Source organism: Kluyvera genomosp. 1 (assembly GCF_001266615.1).
Taxonomy (GTDB): Bacteria; Pseudomonadota; Gammaproteobacteria; order Enterobacterales; family Enterobacteriaceae; genus Kluyvera; species Kluyvera cryocrescens_A.
Map to the genome: position 1 here is coordinate 179,183 of NZ_LGHZ01000038.1, position 23,196 is coordinate 202,378.

20 protein-coding genes are annotated in these 23,196 nt (G+C 53.4%); 17 read left to right on the top strand and 3 right to left on the bottom strand.

The genetic code is table 11. From position 1 onward, the window contains the following. Window positions 1–23: 23 nt before the first annotated feature. A complete protein-coding gene (gene yegD / locus KP80_RS19135) occupies window positions 24–1,376 on the bottom strand; it encodes a molecular chaperone (protein ID WP_052285290.1) in 1,353 nt (450 codons plus the stop codon). Between the two features lie 146 nt (window positions 1,377–1,522). Here yegD and alkA point away from each other — a divergent pair, with 146 nt between their 5' ends. Then, window positions 1,523–2,365, top strand: a complete 843-nt coding sequence (alkA, locus tag KP80_RS19140) for a DNA-3-methyladenine glycosylase 2 (RefSeq protein ID WP_052285227.1) — start codon at window positions 1,523–1,525, stop codon at window positions 2,363–2,365. On the opposite strand, the gene KP80_RS19145 is transcribed toward alkA, so the two are convergent. Next, window positions 2,317–4,587, bottom strand: coding sequence for a PAS domain S-box protein (locus tag KP80_RS19145; protein WP_072129170.1), 2,271 nt, complete (start codon window positions 4,585–4,587; stop codon window positions 2,317–2,319). The genes alkA and KP80_RS19145 overlap by 49 nt on opposite strands. Window positions 4,588–4,939: 352 nt before the next feature. On the opposite strand from KP80_RS19145, the gene udk reads away from it, so the two are divergent. The 3 genes from udk (at window position 4,940) to asmA (ending at window position 8,118) form a co-directional block, all read left to right on the top strand. Then, entirely contained in the window at window positions 4,940–5,581 is a 642-nt protein-coding gene (gene udk, locus KP80_RS19155) for a uridine kinase (protein ID WP_052285230.1), read from the top strand. Window positions 5,582–5,659: 78 nt separating this feature from the next. Continuing rightward, window positions 5,660–6,241 carry a dCTP deaminase gene (gene dcd / locus KP80_RS19160; protein ID WP_052285231.1) on the top strand — a complete coding sequence of 194 codons (582 nt, stop codon included), beginning with the start codon at window positions 5,660–5,662 and terminating at the stop codon, window positions 6,239–6,241. Window positions 6,242–6,270: 29 nt separating this feature from the next. After that, window positions 6,271–8,118, top strand: coding sequence for an outer membrane assembly protein AsmA (asmA, locus tag KP80_RS19165; RefSeq protein WP_052285232.1), 1,848 nt, complete (start codon window positions 6,271–6,273; stop codon window positions 8,116–8,118). An 82-nt stretch (window positions 8,119–8,200) separates the two neighbouring features. On the opposite strand, the gene KP80_RS19170 is transcribed toward asmA, so the two are convergent. Then, window positions 8,201–9,781 (bottom strand): TerC family protein, encoded by a 1,581-nt coding sequence (locus tag KP80_RS19170; RefSeq protein ID WP_052285233.1) that lies wholly within the window; start codon window positions 9,779–9,781, stop codon window positions 8,201–8,203. A 655-nt stretch (window positions 9,782–10,436) separates the two neighbouring features. On the opposite strand from KP80_RS19170, the gene KP80_RS19175 reads away from it, so the two are divergent. From KP80_RS19175 to wcaI, 13 genes are all read left to right on the top strand, one after another. Continuing rightward, window positions 10,437–11,570: a polysaccharide export protein gene (locus KP80_RS19175; RefSeq protein WP_052285234.1), complete on the top strand. Its 1,134-nt coding sequence runs from the start codon at window positions 10,437–10,439 to the stop codon at window positions 11,568–11,570. A 5-nt stretch (window positions 11,571–11,575) separates the two neighbouring features. Continuing rightward, a complete protein-coding gene (gene wzb, locus KP80_RS19180) occupies window positions 11,576–12,019 on the top strand; it encodes a low molecular weight protein-tyrosine-phosphatase Wzb (protein ID WP_052285235.1) in 444 nt (147 codons plus the stop codon). Window positions 12,020–12,021: 2 nt separating this feature from the next. Beyond that, window positions 12,022–14,184: a tyrosine-protein kinase Wzc gene (gene wzc, locus KP80_RS19185; RefSeq protein WP_052285236.1), complete on the top strand. Its 2,163-nt coding sequence runs from the start codon at window positions 12,022–12,024 to the stop codon at window positions 14,182–14,184. Window positions 14,185–14,310: 126 nt separating this feature from the next. Beyond that, window positions 14,311–15,153, top strand: a complete 843-nt coding sequence (gene wcaA, locus KP80_RS19190; protein ID WP_052285237.1) for a colanic acid biosynthesis glycosyltransferase WcaA — start codon at window positions 14,311–14,313, stop codon at window positions 15,151–15,153. A gap of 2 nt (window positions 15,154–15,155) precedes the next feature. Next, on the top strand, window positions 15,156–15,644 hold the full coding sequence (gene wcaB / locus KP80_RS19195) for a colanic acid biosynthesis acetyltransferase WcaB (protein ID WP_156315700.1): 489 nt from the start codon (window positions 15,156–15,158) through the stop codon (window positions 15,642–15,644). After that, window positions 15,641–16,858 (top strand): colanic acid biosynthesis glycosyltransferase WcaC, encoded by a 1,218-nt coding sequence (gene wcaC / locus KP80_RS19200; RefSeq protein ID WP_052285239.1) that lies wholly within the window; start codon window positions 15,641–15,643, stop codon window positions 16,856–16,858. Before wcaB ends, wcaC begins: the two co-directional genes overlap by 4 nt. Beyond that, a complete protein-coding gene (gene wcaD, locus KP80_RS19205) occupies window positions 16,833–18,056 on the top strand; it encodes a colanic acid polymerase WcaD (RefSeq protein WP_052285240.1) in 1,224 nt (407 codons plus the stop codon). Before wcaC ends, wcaD begins: the two co-directional genes overlap by 26 nt. Before the next feature lie 8 nt (window positions 18,057–18,064). Then, a complete protein-coding gene (wcaE, locus tag KP80_RS19210; protein ID WP_052285241.1) occupies window positions 18,065–18,811 on the top strand; it encodes a colanic acid biosynthesis glycosyltransferase WcaE in 747 nt (248 codons plus the stop codon). A gap of 9 nt (window positions 18,812–18,820) precedes the next feature. After that, entirely contained in the window at window positions 18,821–19,375 is a 555-nt protein-coding gene (wcaF, locus tag KP80_RS19215) for a colanic acid biosynthesis acetyltransferase WcaF (RefSeq protein ID WP_052285242.1), read from the top strand. A 25-nt stretch (window positions 19,376–19,400) separates the two neighbouring features. Beyond that, the gene (gene gmd, locus KP80_RS19220) at window positions 19,401–20,522 is read left to right on the top strand and encodes a GDP-mannose 4,6-dehydratase (protein ID WP_052285243.1); all 1,122 of its coding nucleotides are present in this window, start codon (window positions 19,401–19,403) and stop codon (window positions 20,520–20,522) included. Between the two features lie 2 nt (window positions 20,523–20,524). Further along, window positions 20,525–21,490 (top strand): GDP-L-fucose synthase, encoded by a 966-nt coding sequence (gene fcl, locus KP80_RS19225; RefSeq protein ID WP_052285244.1) that lies wholly within the window; start codon window positions 20,525–20,527, stop codon window positions 21,488–21,490. 3 nt (window positions 21,491–21,493) lie between these two features. Next, window positions 21,494–21,973, top strand: a complete 480-nt coding sequence (locus KP80_RS19230) for a GDP-mannose mannosyl hydrolase (protein ID WP_052285245.1) — start codon at window positions 21,494–21,496, stop codon at window positions 21,971–21,973. Beyond that, window positions 21,970–23,193 (top strand): colanic acid biosynthesis fucosyltransferase WcaI, encoded by a 1,224-nt coding sequence (gene wcaI / locus KP80_RS19235; protein ID WP_052285246.1) that lies wholly within the window; start codon window positions 21,970–21,972, stop codon window positions 23,191–23,193. The genes KP80_RS19230 and wcaI overlap by 4 nt, the downstream gene beginning before the upstream one ends. The last annotated feature ends 3 nt before the right edge of the window (window positions 23,194–23,196 follow it).

Sequence of the window (23,196 nt, forward strand, 5' to 3'; positions counted from 1 at the left end):
AAACAGCGAAGTCAACGGTCCTGTCAGGCGAAAACCACCTGCGCCCAGCGTGCAAGACCGGCGGTGACCGAGCCAAAGTCATCGCCGCCAGCGATAGGAATGCCCGGCAGCTGCTCGGCCAGCGCTTTCTTAATCAGCGGGGAGCGAGCGCTACCGCCGGTTAAGTAGATAACGTCCGGTTTTTCACGGCTATTTTCTAACGCTAGCTGAACCTGTTCGAGAATGCGCGTCAGCGGCTGATTTAGCGCGGCTTCCAGACCGTCCTGGCTGATAGCGGTGGCTAACGATTCGCTGATGAACGGCAGCGCAGTGTCGATTTGTGCGTTTTCGGACAGGGCAATTTTGCTCTCTTCCGCGCAACGGACCAGACGATAGCTCAAACGTTGCTGCCAGACTTTATACAGCAGGGACACTTTTTCCGCATCGCGTGCGTCGCGCGCCAGATCGCGCAGCAGGCGTCCGTTCGCGGCGCTGTAAAAATCGGTCTGTGCCGGGACGTCGTTAATCGCCACCGCGTTCCACCATGGGAGAATGGGCAGCGCAATGCCTTTTTCCGTCTCGCCCCCCATGCCCAACAGCGGCATCAGGCTTTTAAAGGCTAGCGCAATGTCGAGGTCGTTACCGCCAACGCGGCAGCCGCTGTGGCCGAGCAGGCTCTGTTCGCGATCGTGACGAGTGCGCCATTGTGGCCCCATCAGTAAAACGGAGCAGTCGGTGGTACCGCCACCGATATCCACCACCAGCACGCGTTTTTCGTCGCTGAGGGTGGCTTCAAAATCCAGCCCCGCGGCAACCGGCTCGTACTGAAAGACCACTTCGCGGAACCCGGCGCGCTTGGCGGCGCGCTCAAGAATACCCACCGCCTGGGCGTTAGCTTCATCGCCGCCGAGTCCCTGGAAGTTGATTGGGCGGCCGATTACCGCCTGATCCAGATTACCCTGCAGTTGCGACTGCGCCTGCTGGCGAATATGCAGCATCATGGAGCAGACTAAATCTTCAAATACCGCCACCTGCTGCGGTTTGAGTCCGCTGGCGCCGAGGAAGGATTTCGGCGACTTCACGAAGTAGACCTCTTCCGGGTCAGTGATGTACTGCTTGAGCGACGCGAGGCCAAACTGCACGCTGTTGCTCAGTACGTCGATGTCTTCGTCGCGGTTGTAGTTAATCGCCCGACGCAGCAGCGCCTGGGTTTCATCGCCCGACGCCGGTACCTGGTGGTGGCGGTACAGCCACTCGCTCACCGATTCGCGCGTCGGCGCGGACAGCATTGAAGGCAGCAGCGTGCTGCCGTTTTCCATCATCAGCATGCGCGGTGCGCCATCCTGCATCACGGCGATAGAACAGTTCGCTGTCCCGTAGTCAAAACCAATAAACACGTCAATCATCCCCATGCCAGTGAAGAAAGGGGGGCGACTTTAGCGGAATGTGGGGGTGGCGGCAACTGGAATATGAAAGCAAGGTCTTCGCGTTGATTACCCGCTATGCTGTAACGCTTGAACGATCTCTTTGCATAAGGACCGATATGTTTGAACTGCCGTGGCTTGCGCCGTACGACTGGCACTGGATGTTCAATTTTTTACAGGCGCGTGCCGTGACCGGTATTGAACGTTTTCAAGATGGTAGCTACATCCGAAGCTGGCGCTGTGGGCCGCACAGCGGGTTGATAACCATGACGCCGGACCCCGTGCGTCAGGTGCTTCGCGTCCAACTCACCCCGGGGCTTCTTCCGGTGGAGAAAGAGGCGCGAGAAGGCGTGATAAAGCTGCTGGATTTAGCCTGCGATCCGCAGCCGGTCCTGGATTCTCTGGGGATGCTGGCCGCGCCCCGGCCAGGATTACGTCTGCCCGGCTCGCTGAACGTCTTTGAGCAGGGTGTGCGCGCCATTCTTGGGCAGCTGGTGAGCGTTGCGATGGCCGCGCGGCTCACGGGCAAAGTGGTGGCGCGATACGGCGAACCGCTGGCAGAAGATGGGGGATTTATGCTCTTTCCCACGGCGGAACAGCTGGCGGCAGCGGACCCAGCAGAACTGAAAACACTGGGAATGCCGCTAAAACGCGCGGAGTCGCTCATCCATTTCGCCCATGCGATGCTTAACGGTGAACTGTCTGCTACACAGCCTGATGATGTCGATCTGGCTCTGAAAGCTCTACAGCGTTATCCGGGGATTGGTCGCTGGACGGCCAACTATTTTGCGCTACGTGGCTGGCAGGTAAAAGATATCTTCTTGCCGGATGATTACCTGATTAAACAGCGCTTCCCCGGCATGACGCCCGCACAGATACGCCGCTATGCCGAACGCTGGCAGCCGTGGCGTTCCTATGCGTTATTGCATATCTGGTATTCGGATAGCTGGTCACCAGAGTGAGCGGTTGGCGCGTAAACCGTCACAATGCCGCGGCCATTGTTTTTTGAGGTGTAGCAGGCGGAATCCGCCTGCACCAGTGCTTCGGCAAGGCTGGCATTATGCTCATGAATCAATGTTAAACCGGCGCTGGCGCCAATCCGGTGCAACCGGCCGCCCCAGGTAAACTCATAGCGGTTGATAGCATCCACAACCCGTTCGCTGGCGCTCAGTGCTTGTTCCGTGGAGCAGTGGCGAATGATAAAGCCAAACTCATCGCCACCCAGTCGTGCCAGAATATCGCTTGGCCTTAATACCGAACGCATTAGCGCCGCGATTTCATGCAGCAGCGCATCTCCTGCGGCGTGGCCAGCGCTATCGTTAACCGCTTTAAAGAAATCGAGGTCGAGCATCACCAGCGCATGCGACTGGTGGCTTCCCGGCAACAGTTTCAACAGCCCCTTAAGCTGGCTCTCGAAACTGGCGCGATTAGGCAGGCCGGTCAGCGCATCGTGGGTTGCACTGTAGCTTAGCTGGCGCAGCAGTTTGCGTGATTCGGTGACATCCTGAATGACCAGCACGTAGCCGATACGCTCACCTTCCTGCGTTTTCAACGGCGTCATGGTGTAGTGGATGTCAAAGTTACCGCCGTAGCGGTTTTGCAGGATTTTATCGTGCTCGCTTTCACCGTTAGATTTCTCTTCGGTATTGAGCTGATTCAGCATGAAGCCGTCGCTGCCGTAGGTGATGCGTAGCACTTCAAGCAACGGTTTTCCCTGAGCTTCATTTTGCTTCCAGCCGCTCATTCTTTCCGCTACCGGATTCATGAAGATAATGTTCTGCTGATTATCGGTACTGATTACCGCTTCGCGAATTGAGTCCAGCGTAATGTGCAGGCGCTCTTTTTCCTGGAATAGCGCGTCGTTAGCCTGAGTGATTTTTGTCATTAACTGCTTATTGGCTTCGCGGCTTTTTTTGAGGTCGTTAATGTCTTCAATTTGCTTAATGAAGTAAAACGGTGTCCCGTCGTCATGGCGCACCAGAGAAACGGCGAGTAAGGCCCAGACGATTTCACCTTGACGCGTGCAGTAGCGCTTCTCCAGCGAATAGCTGTCGACTTCGCCGCGTACCAGCCGGTCAAGCTGGGCCAAATCATCGGCAAGATCCTCGTGCCAGGTCACTTGTTGGAACGTCATGTGCTGTAATTCTTGCTGGCTATAACCCAGGAAGGTGCTCAAGGATTTGTTGGCCTGCAGCCATTGCCCGTGAGTATCGACTACCGCCATGCCGATGGCCGAGTACTCCATGGCGTTACGAAAACGGGTTTCGCTTTCTGCAATGTGCCGCCGCTCGCTGTGCACGGCATACATGGCAATGCTCATCACGCCGGTAGGCAGCAGTACCATCAGGAACGGCAGGCCGGGCATATTGGTCAGTTGATAGATGCCAAGGGTGGTCTCAATCATCTCCTGAACCACAGGGTGCTGTGCGGTTAAGGTCAGGACGGTCATGATGGTTATCAGAGTAATCACGAATGCTTCAATGCGCGGCAAACGTACGGCGCTCCACATTAAGAGCACCATGATGAAAGTAAACGGCCAGGGCAGATAAAGAATGGACAATATGCTTAGGGCCAGTGTGATGAGGGTAGTCAGCAACGTGTTAAGCAGCAGATGCGTGTCTCGATGTCGTCGGAAAAACTGCACGTTGAGCAGCATACCCAGCGGGACTAATGCGAGTGCACCCGTGGATTCAGCAACCGCCCAGACGATAAAGGTTTGTAGCGTATTGGCCCCTGGCGATAGGCTGCTGATCAGCGTGCTGCCGAGCAGCGGTGGAATCAGCGCACAGGCAATGGCCATGCGCGTCCAGTCATGCAGATTTCGTAGTGGGTTGTCATTCACCAGCCAGCGGCGCAGTAATAGCGCACCGGTTAAGGCTTCCAGCACATTGATAAGCGGGTAGAGCAGGGTGACCGCTGACGGTGAGAATACGCAGGTTGCGGCAATGATGGCCAACATTCCACTTATGGCAATGGCTGGCCACAGTTTCACGCTGAAGCGATAAAAGGCAGTCATAATGACAGCCGTTGGGAACCAAACCGGGGAGAGTGCGCTCGGTTTGTGCATCAACATGAACGAAAACAGCGTGAACAGAAAGGTCACTGTTCCGAGGCCGAGGAGTATCTGCACCGTGTGGAACGAGGATGTAGGGATAAGGGAAATACGCGGGTTTTCTTTCTTCATTACCACTATTTCCGGGGATATTATCCCCGGCCAGACCGAAATTAACCCCGATTATGCAACAACTCGGCGCCAGTTTATCGGATCTGTGACACTAATTGACAATAATCGTCGCTTAGTGCCATCCGTAATATTCTATTGATCCTTAGACGGTTATCGTCGAAACGATCCTGGCCGCGATTCATCTTTTGTCGCCGTAGATTGGCGTATACGACTGGTATCGTCGCATTGAAATCCCTATAATTGCCGCGTTTGGCGCTAATACGCAGGATTATTCGCAGCACACCCTGTCGAATCAGCATGGCTATTCGCGCCGTCCTTCCTTCACATCCAGGTTAATCGGGTCGCAAAATTTATGACTGATAAGTCTCATCAGTGCGTCATTGTAGGCATCGCCGGCGCATCGGCTTCAGGTAAAAGTCTTATTGCTAGTACGCTGTATCGCGAGTTGCGCGAGCAGGTAGGTGATGAGCATATCGGTGTTATTCCTGAAGATAGCTATTATAAAGACCAAAGTCACCTGTCCATGGAAGATCGGGTTAAAACCAACTATGACCATCCTAACGCGATGGATCACAGCCTGTTATTCCAGCATCTGCAGACCCTCAAGCGCGGCAATCCTATCGAACTTCCGGTTTATAGCTATGTTGAACATACCCGTAAACAGGAAACGATTCATATCGAACCCAAAAAAGTCATTATTCTTGAAGGTATTCTGCTGCTGACCGATGCACGCCTGCGTGATGAGATGAATTTCTCTATTTTCGTCGATACGCCGCTGGATATCTGCCTGATGCGTCGTATCAAGCGTGACGTGAATGAGCGCGGCCGCTCGATGGACTCGGTCATGGCGCAGTACCAGAAAACGGTACGCCCGATGTTCCTGCAGTTTATTGAACCCTCCAAGCAGTACGCCGATATTATCGTGCCACGCGGGGGCAAAAACCGTATCGCCATTGATATTCTGAAAGCGAAAATTAGTCAGTTTTTTGAATAAGTCACGTGAATTGTGTAACGTGCAGTAAAGGCCCTCAACCATGCCGGAAGAGGGCAGGTAGTAAAACAGGAGAGTGATATGCGTCTGTGTGACCGAGATATAGAAGCCTGGCTGGACGAAGGGCGGCTGTCGATCAACCCACGTCCGCCCATTGAGCGTATCAATGGCGCCACGGTTGACGTGCGTTTAGGCAATAAATTTCGCACCTTTAGCGGTCATACGGCGGCCTATATCGATTTAAGCGGGCCGAAAGCTGAAGTTAGCGCGGCGCTGGATCGCGTGATGAGCGATGAGATCGTCCTGGATGAAGGCGATGCGTTTTATCTGCATCCCGGCGAACTGGCGCTGGCGGTGACGCTGGAGTCGGTAACGCTTCCGGCGGACCTGGTCGGCTGGCTCGATGGGCGTTCTTCTCTGGCGCGTCTTGGGCTGATGGTCCACGTGACCGCGCACCGTATCGATCCGGGCTGGTCGGGCTGTATCGTTCTGGAGTTTTACAATTCCGGCAAGCTGCCGCTGGCGCTTCGTCCGGGCATGCTGATTGGCGCATTAAGCTTTGAGCCGCTGTCAGGCCCAGCTGCGCGTCCCTATAACCGTCGTGAAGATGCGAAATATCGCGATCAGCAGGGCGCGGTTGCCAGTCGCATTGATAAAGACTGACCATCCGTCGCTAACCTGATGAGGGTGCCATGAGACGAATATTGACGACGCTGATGATCCTGCTGGTTGTGCTGATTGCCGGCCTGTCATCGTTGGTGCTGCTGGTCAATCCTAATGATTTCCGCAGCTATATGGTGAAGCAGGTTGAAAGCCGCAGTGGATATCAGCTTCAGCTTGATGGCTCCCTGCGTTGGCACGTCTGGCCACGGCTGAGCATTTTGTCAGGGCGTATGACCTTAACCGCACCGGGTGCGAGCGCACCGCTCATCCGCGCGGATAACATGCGCCTTGATGTTTCTCTGCTGCCGCTGCTCTCGCATCAGCTGCAGGTGAAGCAGGTGATGCTTAAAGGTGCGGTGATCCAACTGACGCCGCAAACCGAGGCTTCTCGTGCTGATAATGCGCCGGTGGCGCCGAAAGGCACTTCACTCCCGCAGGAACCCGGCGATCGCGGGTGGTCGTTTGATATTGGCGGGCTGCAGGTTGTTGATAGTGTCCTGGTATTCCAGCACGACGATGATGAGCAGCTTACCATTCGCGATATCCACCTGCAGATGGAGCAGGATGCCAATCATCAGGCGTCTGTCGATTTCTCCGGTCGTATTAATCGCGACCAGCGCGATTTAAATCTCAATTTTTCAGCCCAGGTGCAAGCCGGTGACTACCCACATCGCCTGGATGCACAGCTGTCCCAGCTGAGCTGGCAGCTACAGGGGGCCGATCTTCCGGCTCAAGGTATTTCTGGCAGCGGCAGTCTGAACGCCAGCTGGCAGGAAGAGGGCAAAAAACTCCAGTTTGACGCGCTAAATCTCACGGCGAACGACAGTTCATTAACCGGCGACGGCAGCGTGATGCTGGGTGATATTCCCGTCTGGGCGTTAAATCTTCAGTCCGATAAGCTCAATCTCGATAACCTGCTGCTGCACTCGGCTATCGCCAACAGCGACGGCGGGGTACAAAAAGCGCAGTCGGCACCAGCGCGTCCGCGTCCGGTGATTGCCAGCAGCGTTAAGGCTGCACCTTACAGCGGATTGACCGGTTTCAATGGCACGCTGGCGATGAAGGCAAAAGCGGTTATCTGGCGCGGAATGCAGTTTGCTAATGTGAGCGTACAGGCGCAAAACCAGCAGGGGATCCTGCGCATTCCTGAGCTTAGCGGTATGTTGGACGGCGGCCAAATGTCGCTTCCCGGCGCGCTGGACGTACGCAGCGGGACACCTGTCGCCGAGTTCCAGCCTAAGCTCGACAATATTCAGATAGCCAGTCTGTTGAAGGCCTTTAACTACCCGATCAACATGACCGGGATTCTGTCGCTGGCCGGTGATTTTTCTGGCTCAATGATCGATGCGGAGAATTTCCGGCGTGATTGGCAGGGCCAGGCGCATATTGATATGAAGGATACCCGCACTGAGGGCCTGAACTTCCAGCAGCTGGTACAGCAGGCCGTTGAACGCAGTTCCGATGTTCGTGGTCAGGACAACTACGACAGCGCCACGCGCCTCGATCAGTTTACGGCGGATATTGACCTCGACGGCGGTGTAATGACCTTTAGCAATATGGCCGGGCTTTCTCCGCTGATGGCGCTGACCGGTAAAGGTTCGCTGGATTTGGTGAAAGAAGAGGGTGATATGCAGTTCGCCATCCAGGTGACCGGGGGTTGGCAAGGTCAGAGTAAGCTGGTGGATGTCCTGAAAACAACGGCCATTCCGCTGCGTGTTTACGGTAAATGGACCGAGTTGAACTACAGCCTGCAGGTTGACCAAATGCTACGTCGCCATCTGCAAAATGAAGCCAAACGGCGTTTAAACGATTGGGCCGAGCGCAATAAGAACACCCAGTCGGGCAAAGATGTAAAACAGCTTCTCGATAAGCAGTAATAAAAAAACCGGCAGCGCATCGCGTTGCCGGTTTTTTATTGTCACCCGGTCAGACTAAATGCTGCCGGGATCTTCAGGCTGACTACACTTCGTAATCCAGCTCATCCTGCGGCGGCGGGATAATCTGCACCTTTTGCACGCGATGGCTTTCAACCTGTAAAGTTTTGAGCGTCCAGGGGCCAATCTGCACCACTTCTCCGGCTTTAGGAATACGCTGCAGATGTTCCATCAGCAGCCCGGCGATGGTGTGGTACTCGCGCTTCTCGTCCAGCGGCAGTGGGATATACTGCACCAAATCCTCCAGCGGCATATGACCATTGGCCGTCCAGCTACCGTCCGCGTTACGCGCGATATCATGGCGAGCGTCAATTTCTTCCGCTTCGTTTGGCAGGTTACCGGCGATGGTTTCGGTTACGTCACTTAACGTAACGACCCCTTCCACCGAACCAAATTCATCCACCACGAAGGCAAAGTGGGTACGCGCGGTACGGAACTGTTCCAGCGCCGACAGCAACGGTAAGGCTTCCGGGAAAACCAGCGGCTGGCGGATGAGTACGCGCAAATTCAACGCTTCACCGCGTAGCGATTGCTGGAGCAGGTCAATGACGTGTACTACGCCAAGCAGGTCCTCTTCATCATCACCCCCGGTGACCACCAGACGAGTATGCTGGTTTTTCTCCAGCAGCGCACGGATTTCGCTTTCCGGCGCGCTAAGATCGATATGCTCGATATCATGACGTGATGTCATGATACTGCTTACCGTACGCTGGTTGAGATTGAGCACACGCTCAATCATCCGCCGTTCCTGCGGGTCAAAGACCTGTTGGTTATCGTGATCGGCCAGCAACGAAGCGGTACCAGCATCCAGCTCGGCATCTTCTTTATTCCCGCTCAACAAACGCATTACCGCATCGGTGGTACGGCTACGTAGCGACTGGTTGGCCGTCAGGAAGCGGCGGCGGTTGAAGATGGCCAGCTGGTTGAGAAACTCAATCATCACCGAGAAACCGATGGCCGCGTACAGATAGCCTTTCGGAATAATCACGCCAAAACCTTCCGCCACGAGGCTAAAGCCAATCATCAGCAGGAAGCTTAGACACAAAATAACGATAGTCGGATGGCTATTCACAAAGCGGGTGAGGGCTTTGCTGGCCAGCAGCATCAGGCTGATAGCAATAATCACCGCCGCCATCATCACCGCGAGGTGATCCACCATCCCCACGGCGGTGATCACCGAATCTAAGGAGAAGACGGCATCCAGCACCACGATTTGTGCCACGACGGGCCAGAAGCGCGCACCGCGCCGCTGTGTCGGACCATCGTTATCTTTACCCTCCAGCCGTTCGTTAAGCTCCACCGTTGCTTTAAACAACAGGAAGAAGCCTCCGACCAGCATAATCAAATCGCGGGCGCTGAAAGTAAAATCGTAAAGACTAAAGAGGGGCTTAGTGAGCGTGACCATCCACGAGATAGAGGCCAGCAGCACCAGACGCATCAGCATCGCCAGTATCAGCCCGGTGACGCGCGCGCGGTCGCGTTGGGCTGGAGGTAGCTTTTCAGCCAGGATGGCGATAAACACCAAATTATCAATTCCGAGAACCAGCTCGATGACGACCAGCGTCACGAGTCCCGCCCAAATAGACGGATCGGCAATCCATTCCATACGTTGGTTAAAACCTTATGTTACAAGACAAATTGATCATGGATAAATGCGAGGGAAAATGCAATGTCTGTGGGTGAATTCTCCTGATAAAAAACAGGGGGATTTGTCCAATAATAACCATAAAGAGTATGTGATATATTTTAAGTAATAAGTCGAAAAATAAAGGTTGTCAGTATTTTGTCAATATAAAGAAATTCCTAAAACCTATCGTGTCATTAGTCTTAATATTATTCTTAAAAGTATTTTTTAAGCGCGCCTTACCTTGCCTGCTATTCACTTAGCTGCAACAATTCTCCCGGTACTAAATGAATGGTCAATTTATGCGTGTCATAAAATATACCTATGGCGAAGCGCATTTGTTCATATATATCCAGGAATATTCCATATTCTTTTATGGTTTAGCTCCAGTCTACATAACAATATGATTTTAAGGTGAATTGGTAGCTGAAAGCCAAGGGCGGTAGCGTGCCTGAAGGCCTGAGGTGAAGTCTCGATTATTCTGTCAATAGCCTGCGGATGAATCCAATATTTTTTAGGATATATGCCAGTTATATTCACCGGGAATTAAATGCATGGTGAATGCTCGGGTAAACAAATGGTACGGATTAATTTAATTCGCACAGGATAATTTTTCTGCCAAAGTGATAAATAATCAATGATGAAATCCAAACTAAAATTGATGCCATTATTGGTGTCGTTAAGCTTGATGAGTGGTTGCACCATACTTCCAGGCAGCAATATGTCTACTTACGGAAAAGATGTGATTAAGCAGCAGGATGCTGATTATGACATTGGCCGGATGGTGAATGTTTATCCGCTGACCCCGCGACTGATTGAACAATTACGCCCACGTCCTAACGTCGCGCAACCTAACATGTCGCTGGATCAGGAGTTAAGCAATTACCAGTATCGCGTCGGTTCAGGCGATGTCCTGAACGTCACCGTCTGGGATCACCCGGAGCTGACCACCCCTGCTGGCCAGTATCGTAGTTCGAGCGATACCGGCAACTGGGTACAGCCAGACGGCACCATTTTCTATCCGTACATCGGTAAAGTGCAGGTGAAAGGCCGAACGCTGGCAGAAATTCGCCAGACCATTACCCAGCGCCTTGCGGCCTACATCACCGACCCGCAGGTGGATGTGAACGTCGCAGCCTTCCGCTCGCAAAAAGTGTATGTCTCCGGTCAGGTGAATAAATCAGGCCAGCAGGCTATCACCAACGTACCGTTGACCGTGCTGGATGCGCTGAATGCTGCGGGCGGCCTTGGCGAGCTCGCCGACTGGCGCAACGTCGTACTGACCCACGACGGCCGCGAGCAGCGTATTTCCGTACAGGCGCTGATGCAAAATGGCGATCTCAGCCAGAACCGGTTGCTCTATCCGGGCGATATTCTGTTCGTGCCGCGTAACGATGACCTGAAAGTCTTCGTCATGGGCGAAGTGAAAAAACAGAGCACCCTCAAAATGGACTTCAGCGGCATGACGCTGACCGAAGCGCTAGGCCAGGCAGAAGGTATCGATCTCACCACCTCCGACGCCAGCGGCATCTTCGTGATTCGCCCAACCAAAGACGGCAATAACGGCAAGATGGCCAATATCTATCAGTTGGATATGTCCGACGCGACGTCGCTGGTGATGGCAACCAACTTTATCCTTCAGCCGTATGACGTGGTGTACGTCACGACCGCACCGGTTGCCCGCTGGAACCGTCTGATTAACCAACTGTTGCCGACCATCAGTGGCGTTCGCTACATGACCGACTCGGCGAAAGACATTCATACCTGGTAACCGACATGTTTAACAAAATTCTTGTGGTTTGCGTGGGGAACATCTGTCGTTCCCCAACGGCTGAACGGCTACTGAGAAGCCATCTGCCGCAGATGACCGTGGAGTCGGCAGGGCTGGGGGCACTCGTGGGGAAAGCGGCGGATGAACGCGCCACGAGCGTGGCGGCAATGCACGACATCTCCCTGGACGGCCACTGTGCTCGTCAACTCTCCGGGCGCATGTGCCGTGAATACGATCTGATTCTGGCAATGGAAAAGCGGCATATCGCCACCCTGCATGAAATGGCGCCGGAGATGCGCGGCAAAGTCATGCTTTTCGGTCATTGGGATAACGAACGCGATATTCCCGATCCGTATCGCAAAAGCCGTGAGGCCTTTGAAGCGGTGTACCAGTTACTCGACAGGTCTGCGGCCCAGTGGGCACAGGCGCTGAAAGCACAGCAGGGATAACCATGACAGATAAAGTAAAACAGATAACTCCGCCGATATCGGGCGGCGATGAGATTGATATTGGTCGCCTGGTTGGCACGGTCATTGAAGCAAAATGGTGGGTTCTCGGCATTACCGCCGTTTTTGCCGCCGCGGCGATTGTTTACACCTTGTTTGCTACGCCGATTTACAGCGCCGACGCGCTGGTTCGTATCGAACAGAACCAGGGCAGCGCGCTGGTGCAGGACATCAGTAATGCATTAACCAGTAAGCCGCCGGCCTCTGAAGCAGAAATCCAGATGATCACCTCCCGTCTGGTGTTGGGGAAAACCGTCGACGACCTGGATCTGGATATTGCGGTAAGCAAGAACACTTTCCCGATTCTCGGCGCGGGCTGGGAACGGCTGATGGGACGTCAGAACGAGACGGTTAAGGTAACAACCTTTAATCGTCCGGCGGCGATGGCGGACAGCACCTTTACGCTCGAGGTCTTGAGCCCAACGACCTATCGCCTGAGTAACGATGATGGCTTCAGCGTTGATGGCAAAGTGGGCGAGGCGTTGAACAAAGGCGGTGTCTCGCTGGTGGTTGCCGGTATTGCGGCCCATGACGGTGCCAGCTTTACGCTGACCAAATACTCGACGCTGGGCATGATCAACACCCTGCAAAACAGCCTGAGCGTGACGGAAGACGGTAAGGATTCCGGCGTGCTAACGCTGAACATGGTTGGGGAAGATAGAGACCAGATCCGCGACATTCTCAATAGCATTGCCCGCAACTACGTGGCACAGAACGTAGCACGTAAATCGGAGGAGGCGGCAAAGAGCCTCGAATTCCTCGAAGTTCAACTGCCACAGGTGCGTAGCCAGCTTGATGTTGCTGAGAACAAGCTTAACGCCTATCGCCAGCAAAAAGATTCCGTGGATCTGCCGCTGGAAGCGAAGTCGGTGCTCGACTCGATGGTGAATATCGATGCGCAGCTCAATGAACTGACCTTCCGCGAAGCCGAAATTTCCAAGCTCTACACCCGTATCCACCCGGCTTACCGTACGCTGCTGGAAAAACGTCGGGCGCTGGAGGATGAGAAAGCGAAGCTTAGCCAGCGCGTGACGGCAATGCCGAAGACCCAGCAGGAGATTGTGCGTCTGACCCGTGATGTGGAATCCGGCCAGCAGGTCTATATGCAGTTGTTGAATAAACAGCAAGAGCTGAAAATCACCAAAGCCAGCACCGTGGGCGATGTGCGTATCGTCGACCCGGCGATTACCCAACCTGGCGTGGTGAAACCGAAGAAAGCGCTGATTATTCTGGGCAGTATTATTCTGGGGCTGATGCTGTCCATTGTCGGTGTCCTTCTGCGCTCGCTGTTTAACCGCGGCATTGAAAGCCCGCAGGTTCTGGAAGAACACGGGATCAACGTGTACGCGAGCATTCCGCTTTCTGAATGGCAAAAATCTCATGACAGCGTGAAAAACGTTAACGGCGTGAAGCGCTATAAACAAAGTCAGCTGTTGGCGGTGGGGAACCCAACCGATCTGGCGATTGAAGCCATCCGCAGCCTGCGCACCAGCCTGCACTTCGCCATGATGCAGGCGCAGAACAACGTGCTGATGATGACCGGGGTCAGCCCGTCTATCGGTAAAACGTTTGTCTGCGCCAACCTCGCGGCGGTCATCAGCCAAACTCACAAACGGGTGCTAATGATTGACTGTGATATGCGCAAAGGCTACTCCCACGAACTGTTGGGCACCACCAACGACAACGGCCTGTCCGATGTGCTGGTAGGGAAAACGGCGGTTGAAAACAGCGCGAAACGTACATCAATTGCCAACTTAGATCTTATCCCGCGCGGTCAGGTACCGCCGAACCCGTCAGAGCTGCTGATGAGCGAACGCTTTAGCGAATTGCTGAAATGGGGCTCGGCAAACTATGACCTGGTATTGATTGATACCCCGCCAATCCTGGCTGTGACGGATGCCGCCATCGTGGGCCGCCACGCGGGCACCACGCTGATGGTGACGCGCTATGCGGTGAACACCCTCAAGGAAGTCGAAACCAGCCTGAACCGCTTTGAGCAAAACGGCATCGCAGTGAAAGGGGTGATTCTCAACTCCATTTTCCGCCGTGCGACCGGCTATCAGGATTACGGCTACTACGAGTACGAGTACCAGTCGGACTCGAAATAGTATTTCCCCCTCACACTAACCCTCTCCCCAAAGGGGAGGGGGCATCGTCCGGTACTCGCCTTTATCCTCCTGGAGAGGGCAGGGACGAGGGGAATAACCGTCAAATTGCCTACTCAGGGATATCCTATGACGACAGAATACCCATTAATTTCCATCTATATGCCGACCTGGAACCGCCAGCAGCTGGCAATTCGCGCCATTAAATCCATTCTGCGCCAGGACTATCCCCATTGGGAAATGATCATCGTTGACGACTGCTCAAGCCAGTATGAGCAGTTGCAGCAGTTTGTCGCCGAGCTGAATGATGCGCGCGTGCAGTACACCCGTAATGACTTTAACTCCGGCGCCTGCGCGGTACGCAATCAGGCCATTTTGCAGGCGAGAGGGCAGTTCATTACCGGTATTGATGATGACGATGAGTGGACGCCGAATCGCCTCTCGACGTTTCTTAAGCATAAGCAGCAGCTGATGGGCCATGCATTTTTATATGCCAACGATTATGTCTGTGAAGGCGAAGTCTATTCCCAGCCTGCAAGCCTGCCGCTGTATCCGAAATCACCGTTTTCCCGTCCGCTGTTTTATAAGCGCAACATTATTGGCAACCAGGTTTTTAGCTGGGCGTGGCGCTTTAAAGAGAGTCTTTTCGATACCGAGCTGAAGGCGGCGCAGGACTACGACATCTTCCTGCGCATGGTGGTGGCCTACGGTGAGCCGTGGAAAATTGAAGCGGCAACGCAAATTCTTCACATCAACCACGGTGAAATGCAGATCACCTCTTCGCCGAAAAAGTTCTCTGGCTACTTTAGCTTTTACCGTAAACACAAAGAGAAATTCGACCGCGCCAGCAAAAAATACCAGCTGTTTACGCTCTACCAGATCCGCAATAAACGCATGACATGGAAGACATTTTTAACGCTTCTTTCGGTGCGTAATGGTAAACGCTGGGTTGATGGGTTACGGAGTAAATAATGCTGCTGGAAGACTTACGCGCAAATAGCTGGAGCCTGCGCCCGTGCTGCATGGTGGCGGCCTACCGTATCGCCAACTTTTGCTCGGTATGGCGTAAAAAAAACGTGCTGAACAATCTGTGGGCGGCACCGGTACTGGTGCTGTACCGCATCATCACCGAATGCTTTTTCGGTTATGAAATTCAGGCGGCGGCCACCATTGGCCGACGCTTTACCATTCACCACGGCTATGCAGTGGTGATTAATAAGAACGTGGTGGCGGGGGATGACTTCACTATTCGCCACGGGATTACCTTGGGCAACCGCGGCCCCAACAGTCTCGACTGTCCCACCCTCGGCAACGGCGTTGAGCTTGGCGCAAATGTGGTGATCATCGGCGGTATCCGCATCGGCAATAACGTGACCATCGGTGCAGGCAGCGTCGTGCTGGACGACGTCCCCGATAATGCGCTGGTGGTGGGTGAAAAAGCGCGAGTGAAGGTAATTAAATGAATATTCTACAATTTAATGTTCGTCTGGCCGAAGGTGGCGCGGCGGGTGTCGCACTGGACTTGCATCAGCGCGCGCTTCGTCAGGGTCTCACCTCAACGTTTGTCTACGGCTACGGTAAAGGCGGTAAAAAGAGCGTCAGCCATGACCGCTACCCGCAGGTGGTGAAGCAGACCGCCCTGCTGACATCGATGGCGAATCTGGCGCTTTTTCGCCTCTTCAACCGCGACCTGTTTGGCAATCTGAACAATCTTTATCGTCAGATCACACGGCTTGAAGGCCCGGTGGTACTGCATTTTCATGTGATGCACAGCTACTGGCTGAATTTGGCCGACGTGGTGAATTTTTGCGAGCGCGTGAAGGCGCATAACAGCGATGTCACCTTTATCTGGACTTTGCACGATCACTGGAGCGTCACCGGCCGCTGCGCATTTTTAGACGGCTGTGAAGGCTGGAAGAGCGGCTGCCAGAAATGCCCGACGCTCGACAACTATCCGCCGGTGAAAGTCGACCGTGCGCATAATCTGGTGGATGAAAAGCGCCAGCTATTCCGCCAGATGCTGGCGCTCGGCTGCCGCTTTATCTCGCCAAGCCAGCACGTTGCTGATGCGTTTAATAGCCTTTATGGGGTAGGGCGCTGCCAGATAATCAACAACGGTATTGATGTGGCGACCGAAGCCATTCTTGCCGAACTCACGCCCATCCAGGCGACCACTTCACGGCCTAAAATCGCCGTGGTGGCACACGACTTGCGCTATGACGGTAAAACTAACCAGCAGCTGGTTCGCAATATCATTGCCCTTGGCGACAAAGTGGAAGTCCATACCTTCGGTAAATTCTCGCCGTTTAGCGGTGCCAACGTGGTGAACCACGGCTTTCTGACCGACAAACGTCAGCTGATGAGTGAGCTAAATCTGCTGGATGCGCTGCTGTTTAGCTCACGGGTAGATAACTATCCGCTGATTTTGTGCGAAGCGCTTTCTATCGGCGTGCCGGTGATTGCAACCCACAGCGATGCCGCCAAAGAGGTGTTGGAAAAATCCGGCGGCCAGACAGTGGATGAATCACAAGCGCTGGCGTTGGTGCAGCTGCCGAAAGCGGATATTGCGCAGGCGGTGTTCGGCACCACGCTTGAACGGTTTAGCGCACGTAGCCGTCAGGCCTACAGTGGACAACAGATGCTGGAGGAATATGTCTCGTTCTATCAGAGTCTGTAGCTATCTGCTGCTGCCGTTAATCTATCTGCTGGTTAACGTCAAACTGGCGCAGCTGGGTGAAAGTTTTCCGATTACCATCGTCACCTTCCTTCCCGCACTGTTACTATTGTTCGTTGAGCGTATCAATCTGAAAAAACTGATGATTGCGCTGGGGCTGGGTGTGGGGCTGACGCTGTTCAACTATGTGTTCGGTCAGTCGCTGGATCCGAGCAAATACATCACCTCGACCATGCTGTTTGTCTACATCGTGATTATTATTGGTATGGTCTGGAGTATTCGTTTCAAAACCATTTCGCCGCATAACCATCGCAAGATCCTGCGTTTCTTCTATGTGGTGATCACCATTATTGTGCTGCTGGCTGCCCTCGAGATGGCGCAGATTATTTTGTTTGGTGGCAGTAGCCTGATTGAAATAATTTCGAAATATCTGATATACAGTAATAGCTATGTACTGAATTTCATCAAATTCGGTGGTAAACGTACTACTGCACTTTATTTCGAACCCGCATTCTTCGCTCTGGCATTAATCTCAATTTGGCTTTGCATCAAACAGTTTGGTATCAAAACGCCGAAGTCTGATGCTATGATTCTGGCAGGGATAATTCTTTCAGGATCGTTCTCTGGGGTAATGACATTTATCCTGTTCTACCTGCTGGAGTGGGCATTCCAGTATCTGAACAAAGATGCGATTAAGAAAAAGTTGCCGTTGGCAATTATCTCGCTGGGCGTGTTTTTAGTCGGTCTGGTCTTTGCATTTCCGTATATTGCAACACGTCTTGGTGATTTAGGGACGGAAGGGTCATCATCGTATTACCGTATTATCGGTCCATTGGTGATGGTCGGTTACTCATTGACAAGCATTGATGGGGTAATTCGTTTCGGATCTCTTTACGAATATGTTGCATCATTCGGAATATTTAACGGTGCGGACGTCGGTAAAACCATAGACAATGGTCTGTACCTGTTAATGATTTATTTTTCGTGGTTTGCGGTGATATTAACTGCGGGCTACCTATATTATGTTTTTAAATTATTTATTAACGCTTTTGGGAATAATCGCAATTTCGCCGTGCAGCTGTATCTTTTCACGCCGATATCGTTATTTTTTACCGGTTCGATATTTAGTCCGGAATATGCGTTTTTAATTGTTTGTCCTTTTATTCTGCGTAAAGCGCTGAATATTGCCGATAGCAGATGAGGTGAAACATGTTGTTAAGTGTGGTGACCGTCGCCTTTCGCAATTATGAAGGTGTGGTGAAAACCTGGCGTTCGCTGGCGCATCTGGCGGGGGATCCTAGCCTGACCTTTGAATGGATTGTGGTCGACGGTGGGTCAGAGGACGGCACGGCAGAGTTTCTCGAAAAACGTAATGGTCAGTATCAGTTACGTTATGTCAGCGAGCCGGATAAAGGCCTGTATGACGCGATGAATAAAGGCATTCGCATGGCCAACGGCAAGTTTGTGCTGTTCCTGAATTCCGGTGACAGTTTCCATCCTGAGGTGGCGCAGTTTGTCCGCCAGCTGCGAGGCCAGAATGACGACGCGATGTTCCTTGGGGATGCGATGCTGGACTTTGGTGGTGGCCATCAGGTTCGCCGTAGCGCCAAGCGCGGCTGGTATATTTATCACAGTCTTCCTGCCAGTCATCAGGCGATATTCTTTCCGCTACGCGGGCTGAAAAATTATCCTTATGACGTGCAGTATCGCGTGTCATCGGATTATGCACTGACCGCCAGAATGTATAAGTCGGGCTACGGTTTTAAACGCATAAAAGGATTGGTATCTGAATTTTCGATGGGCGGGGTGTCCACCACTAATAATGTGCAATTGTGTCAGGATGCGAAAAAAGTTCAGCTTGAAATATTACGTATGCCAACGCTGCTGACAGAATTGTCTTATTTATTACGCCTGCGCACCACCGGTAAAACCAAGACGCTTTATCACAAAGCGTAAGGAAATAGGATGCAGGAATTATCAGGATTCAAAGTCCCTAACGGTTTTCGTGGTGCCGGGGGAATTAAAGTCCAAATCTGGTGGGCAGTACAGGCCACATTATTCGCCTGGTCACCGCAGATACTCTACCGCTGGCGTGTATTTTTATTGCGCCTATTTGGCGCAAAAATAGGAAAAAACGTAGTCATTCGTCCATCGGTAAAAATTACTTATCCATGGAAATTAACCATTGGTGATTATGCCTGGGTGGGCGATGACGCGGTGCTGTATACCCTTGGGGATATTACCCTCGGTGCGAATTCAGTGGTATCGCAGAAATGTTATTTGTGCACCGGCAGTCATGATTATCTGAGTGCGCATTTTGATATTCATGCCGCTCCGATTGTCATCGGTGAAAAATGCTGGCTGGCAACGGATGTATTCGTGGCTCCCGGCACAACGATAGGCGATGGCACGATAGTGGGTGCTCGCAGCAGCGTTTTTAAATCGCTACCGGCAAATATGATTTGTCGTGGCAATCCCGCAGTGGTCACGCGCGAACGCGTAGAGAAAGTTACTCCCTAAACGGGACTATATTGAGGAAAATATAATGTCGAAAGTCGCACTTATTACCGGCGTAACCGGGCAGGATGGTTCTTATCTGGCGGAACTGCTGCTGGAAAAAGGATATGAAGTTCACGGGATTAAACGTCGTGCTTCCTCCTTCAACACCGAACGTGTCGATCACATTTACCAGGATCCGCACAGCAGCAACCCGAAATTTCACCTGCACTATGGCGATTTGACCGACAGCTCAAACCTGACGCGTATTCTTAAAGAAGTGCAGCCGGATGAAGTCTATAACCTGGGGGCGATGAGCCACGTTGCTGTGTCGTTTGAGTCCCCGGAATACACCGCTGATGTCGATGCCATGGGCACGCTGCGCCTGCTGGAAGCGATTCGCTTCTTAGGGCTGGAGAAGAAAACCCGTTTCTATCAGGCTTCTACCTCCGAGCTATACGGCCTGGTGCAGGAAATTCCGCAAAAAGAGACCACGCCTTTCTACCCGCGTTCTCCTTATGCTGTCGCCAAGCTGTACGCCTACTGGATCACTGTTAACTACCGTGAATCCTACGGCATGTACGCCTGCAACGGCATCCTGTTTAATCACGAATCCCCACGTCGTGGCGAAACCTTTGTCACCCGTAAAATCACTCGTGCGATTGCCAACATCGCTCAGGGCCTTGAGAAGTGCCTGTACCTTGGCAACATGGATTCCCTACGTGACTGGGGCCACGCTAAAGACTACGTGAAAATGCAGTGGATGATGCTGCAACAGGACCAGCCGGAAGACTTCGTTATCGCCACCGGCGTGCAGTACTCCGTCCGCCAGTTCGTCGAAATGTCCGCCGCACAGCTCGGTATCAAACTGCGCTTTGAAGGCACCGGCGTGGATGAAAAGGGGATTGTGGTTTCCGTGACCGGTCACGATGCACCGGGCGTGAAGCCGGGCGACGTGATGGTGGCTGTCGACCCACGCTACTTCCGTCCGGCGGAAGTGGAAACCCTGCTCGGCGACCCAACCAAGGCGCATGAGAAGCTGGGCTGGAAACCGGAAATCACTTTAAAAGAGATGGTTTCTGAAATGGTCGCTAAAGATCTGGAAGCAGCGAAGAAGCATTCCCTGCTGAAATCCCATGGCTATGAAGTGGCGATCGCGCTGGAGTCCTGAGTATGACCCGACAACGTATTTTTGTGGCGGGCCACCGGGGAATGGTGGGCTCAGCCATCGTTCGACAGCTTGAGCAGCGCGGTAACGTGGATCTGGTGTTGCGCAGCCGCGATGAACTTAATCTGCTGGATAGCCGCGAGGTGAATGACTTTTTCGCCCGCGAAAACATTGACCAGGTATATCTGGCGGCGGCGAAGGTGGGCGGCATTGTCGCGAATAACACCTTCCCGGCGGATTTCATCTACGAAAACATGATGATCGAAAGCAACATTATTCATGCGGCACATAGCCATAACGTGAATAAGCTGCTGTTCCTCGGTTCATCGTGTATCTATCCGAAGATGGCGAACCAGCCGATGCACGAAAGCGAACTGCTGCAGGGGACGCTTGAGGCCACCAATGAACCGTACGCGATTGCCAAAATCGCCGGCATCAAACTGTGTGAGTCCTACAACCGTCAGCACAACCGCGATTACCGCTCGGTGATGCCTACCAACCTGTACGGGCCGAACGACAACTTCCACCCGAGTAATTCACACGTGATACCGGCGCTGCTGCGCCGCTTCCACGAAGCTGCGCAACAAAATGCCAGCGACGTGGTGGTGTGGGGCAGCGGTACACCGATGCGTGAGTTTCTGCACGTGGACGACATGGCGGCGGCGAGTATTCATGTAATGGAGCTGGATCGCAGCGTATGGCTGGAAAACACCCAACCGATGCTGTCGCATATCAACGTCGGTACCGGTGTGGATTGCACCATCCGCGAGCTGGCGCAGACGCTAGCAAAAGTGGTGGGCTTTAAGGGGCGCGTGGTGTTTGACGCCACCAAACCTGACGGCACGCCGCGTAAATTGCTGGATGTTTCGCGTCTGCACCAGTTGGGCTGGTACCACGAAATCTCACTGGAAGCCGGTCTTGCCAGCACCTACCAGTGGTTTTTAGAAAACCAGCAGCGTTTCCGGGGGTAATTCATGTTTCTGAGCCAGCAAGCTTTTGCCACCGTCGTGCAGTCTACGCCGCTTATTTCTATCGATTTGATCGTCGAGAACGCGCAGGGCGAGATTCTGCTGGGTAAACGCAATAACCGTCCGGCGCAGGGCTTTTGGTTTGTGCCGGGGGGGAGGGTACAGAAAGATGAACCGCTGTCCGAAGCATTTGCGCGTTTGACGGAAGCCGAATTAGGGCTGCGCCTGCCGATGACGGCAGGCCTTTTCCACGGCGTTTGGCAACATTTCTATGACGACAACTTCTCGGGTGAGGATTTTTCTACCCACTACATCGTGCTGGGTTTTCGTCTGCAGGTTGACGCTGACGCGCTGACGTTGCCGGAGGAGCAGCATAACGACTATCGCTGGTTGAGCCCGCAGGCTCTGCTGGCGGCGGATAACGTTCACGACAACAGCCGTGCCTATTTCCGCGTCGATAAAATGGCTGAGGTACCGGGTCTATGAAAATTCTGGTCTACGGAATTAACTATTCCCCCGAACTGACCGGTATCGGCAAATACACCGGCGAAATGGTGGAGTGGATGGCGCGCCAGGGCCACGAGGTGCGGGTGATTACAGCCCCACCGTACTACCCGGAATGGCAGGTCGGCGTGAATTATTCCAGCTGGCGCTACCGCCGGGAAGAGGGCGAGGCCACCGTGTGGCGCTGCCCGCTGTATGTGCCTAAACAGCCGTCGACGCTCAAGCGACTGATCCACTTAGGCAGCTTTGCCTTAAGCAGTTTTTTCCCGCTGATGGCTCAGCGCCGCTGGAAGCCGGATCGCATTATCGGCGTGGTGCCGACGCTGTTTTGTACGCCCGGGATGCGCCTGCTGGCAAAACTCTCCGGTGCGCGCACGTTGCTGCATATTCAGGATTATGAAGTGGACGCCATGCTCGGACTGGGAATGGCCGGGAAGGGGACGTCCGGCAAGGTAGCGAAGCTCGCCAGCGCGTTTGAGCGAAGCGGTCTGCATCACGTTGATAACGTATCGACGATATCGCGTTCGATGATGAACAAAGCCTGTGAAAAAGGCGTACCGGCAGAAAAAGTGATTTTCTTCCCTAACTGGTCAGAAGTGGCTCGTTTCCGCGACGTACCGGAAACGTTGGTTATCGCTTTGCGCCAGCGTTTGGGGTTAGACGATGCGCGCAAAATTATTCTCTACTCCGGCAATATCGGAGAGAAACAGGGACTGGAGAGCGTGATCGATGCCGCTGAACAGCTCCGCGAACAGCCGTGGCAGTTTGTGATTGTGGGTCAGGGCGGTGGTAAAGCGCGGTTAGAAAGGCTGGCCGCTGAACGCGGGCTAGAGAACGTTAAGTTTCTGCCGCTGCAATCGTATGAAGATTTACCCGCGCTGCTGGCGATGGGTGATTGCCATCTGGTTATCCAAAAACGCGGCGCGGCGGATGCCGTTCTACCATCCAAGCTGACCAATATTCTGGCGGTGGGCGGTAATGCGGTGATTACCGCCGAAGCGCCAACCGAGTTGGCTCAGTTGTGCGAAGACAATCCGGGTATTGCCGTCTGCGTCACGCCTGAATCGGTTCCTGCGCTGGTGGAAGGGATTGAACAGGCGTTGAAGATGCCAAAACAGAATGCTGTCGCCCGAACCTGGGCAGAACGCGCGCTCGATAAAGAGCACGTTCTTAACCAATTTATTGCTGATATTCGGGGTTAAACG

Excerpts from the sequence above, each read along its gene's own strand:
- alkA (WP_052285227.1), top strand. The coding sequence starts at position 1,523 with ATGTTTGAACTGCCGTGGCTTGCGCCGTACGACTGGCACTGGATGTTC.
- KP80_RS19145 (WP_072129170.1), bottom strand. The coding sequence starts at position 4,587 with ATGAAGAAAGAAAACCCGCGTATTTCCCTTATCCCTACATCCTCGTTC.
- udk (WP_052285230.1), top strand. The coding sequence starts at position 4,940 with ATGACTGATAAGTCTCATCAGTGCGTCATTGTAGGCATCGCCGGCGCA.
- dcd (WP_052285231.1), top strand. The coding sequence starts at position 5,660 with ATGCGTCTGTGTGACCGAGATATAGAAGCCTGGCTGGACGAAGGGCGG.
- asmA (WP_052285232.1), top strand. The coding sequence starts at position 6,271 with ATGAGACGAATATTGACGACGCTGATGATCCTGCTGGTTGTGCTGATT.
- KP80_RS19170 (WP_052285233.1), bottom strand. The coding sequence starts at position 9,781 with ATGGAATGGATTGCCGATCCGTCTATTTGGGCGGGACTCGTGACGCTG.
- KP80_RS19175 (WP_052285234.1), top strand. The coding sequence starts at position 10,437 with ATGATGAAATCCAAACTAAAATTGATGCCATTATTGGTGTCGTTAAGC.
- wzb (WP_052285235.1), top strand. The coding sequence starts at position 11,576 with ATGTTTAACAAAATTCTTGTGGTTTGCGTGGGGAACATCTGTCGTTCC.
- wzc (WP_052285236.1), top strand. The coding sequence starts at position 12,022 with ATGACAGATAAAGTAAAACAGATAACTCCGCCGATATCGGGCGGCGAT.
- wcaA (WP_052285237.1), top strand. The coding sequence starts at position 14,311 with ATGACGACAGAATACCCATTAATTTCCATCTATATGCCGACCTGGAAC.
- wcaC (WP_052285239.1), top strand. The coding sequence starts at position 15,641 with ATGAATATTCTACAATTTAATGTTCGTCTGGCCGAAGGTGGCGCGGCG.
- wcaD (WP_052285240.1), top strand. The coding sequence starts at position 16,833 with ATGTCTCGTTCTATCAGAGTCTGTAGCTATCTGCTGCTGCCGTTAATC.
- wcaE (WP_052285241.1), top strand. The coding sequence starts at position 18,065 with ATGTTGTTAAGTGTGGTGACCGTCGCCTTTCGCAATTATGAAGGTGTG.
- wcaF (WP_052285242.1), top strand. The coding sequence starts at position 18,821 with ATGCAGGAATTATCAGGATTCAAAGTCCCTAACGGTTTTCGTGGTGCC.
- gmd (WP_052285243.1), top strand. The coding sequence starts at position 19,401 with ATGTCGAAAGTCGCACTTATTACCGGCGTAACCGGGCAGGATGGTTCT.
- fcl (WP_052285244.1), top strand. The coding sequence starts at position 20,525 with ATGACCCGACAACGTATTTTTGTGGCGGGCCACCGGGGAATGGTGGGC.
- KP80_RS19230 (WP_052285245.1), top strand. The coding sequence starts at position 21,494 with ATGTTTCTGAGCCAGCAAGCTTTTGCCACCGTCGTGCAGTCTACGCCG.
- wcaI (WP_052285246.1), top strand. The coding sequence starts at position 21,970 with ATGAAAATTCTGGTCTACGGAATTAACTATTCCCCCGAACTGACCGGT.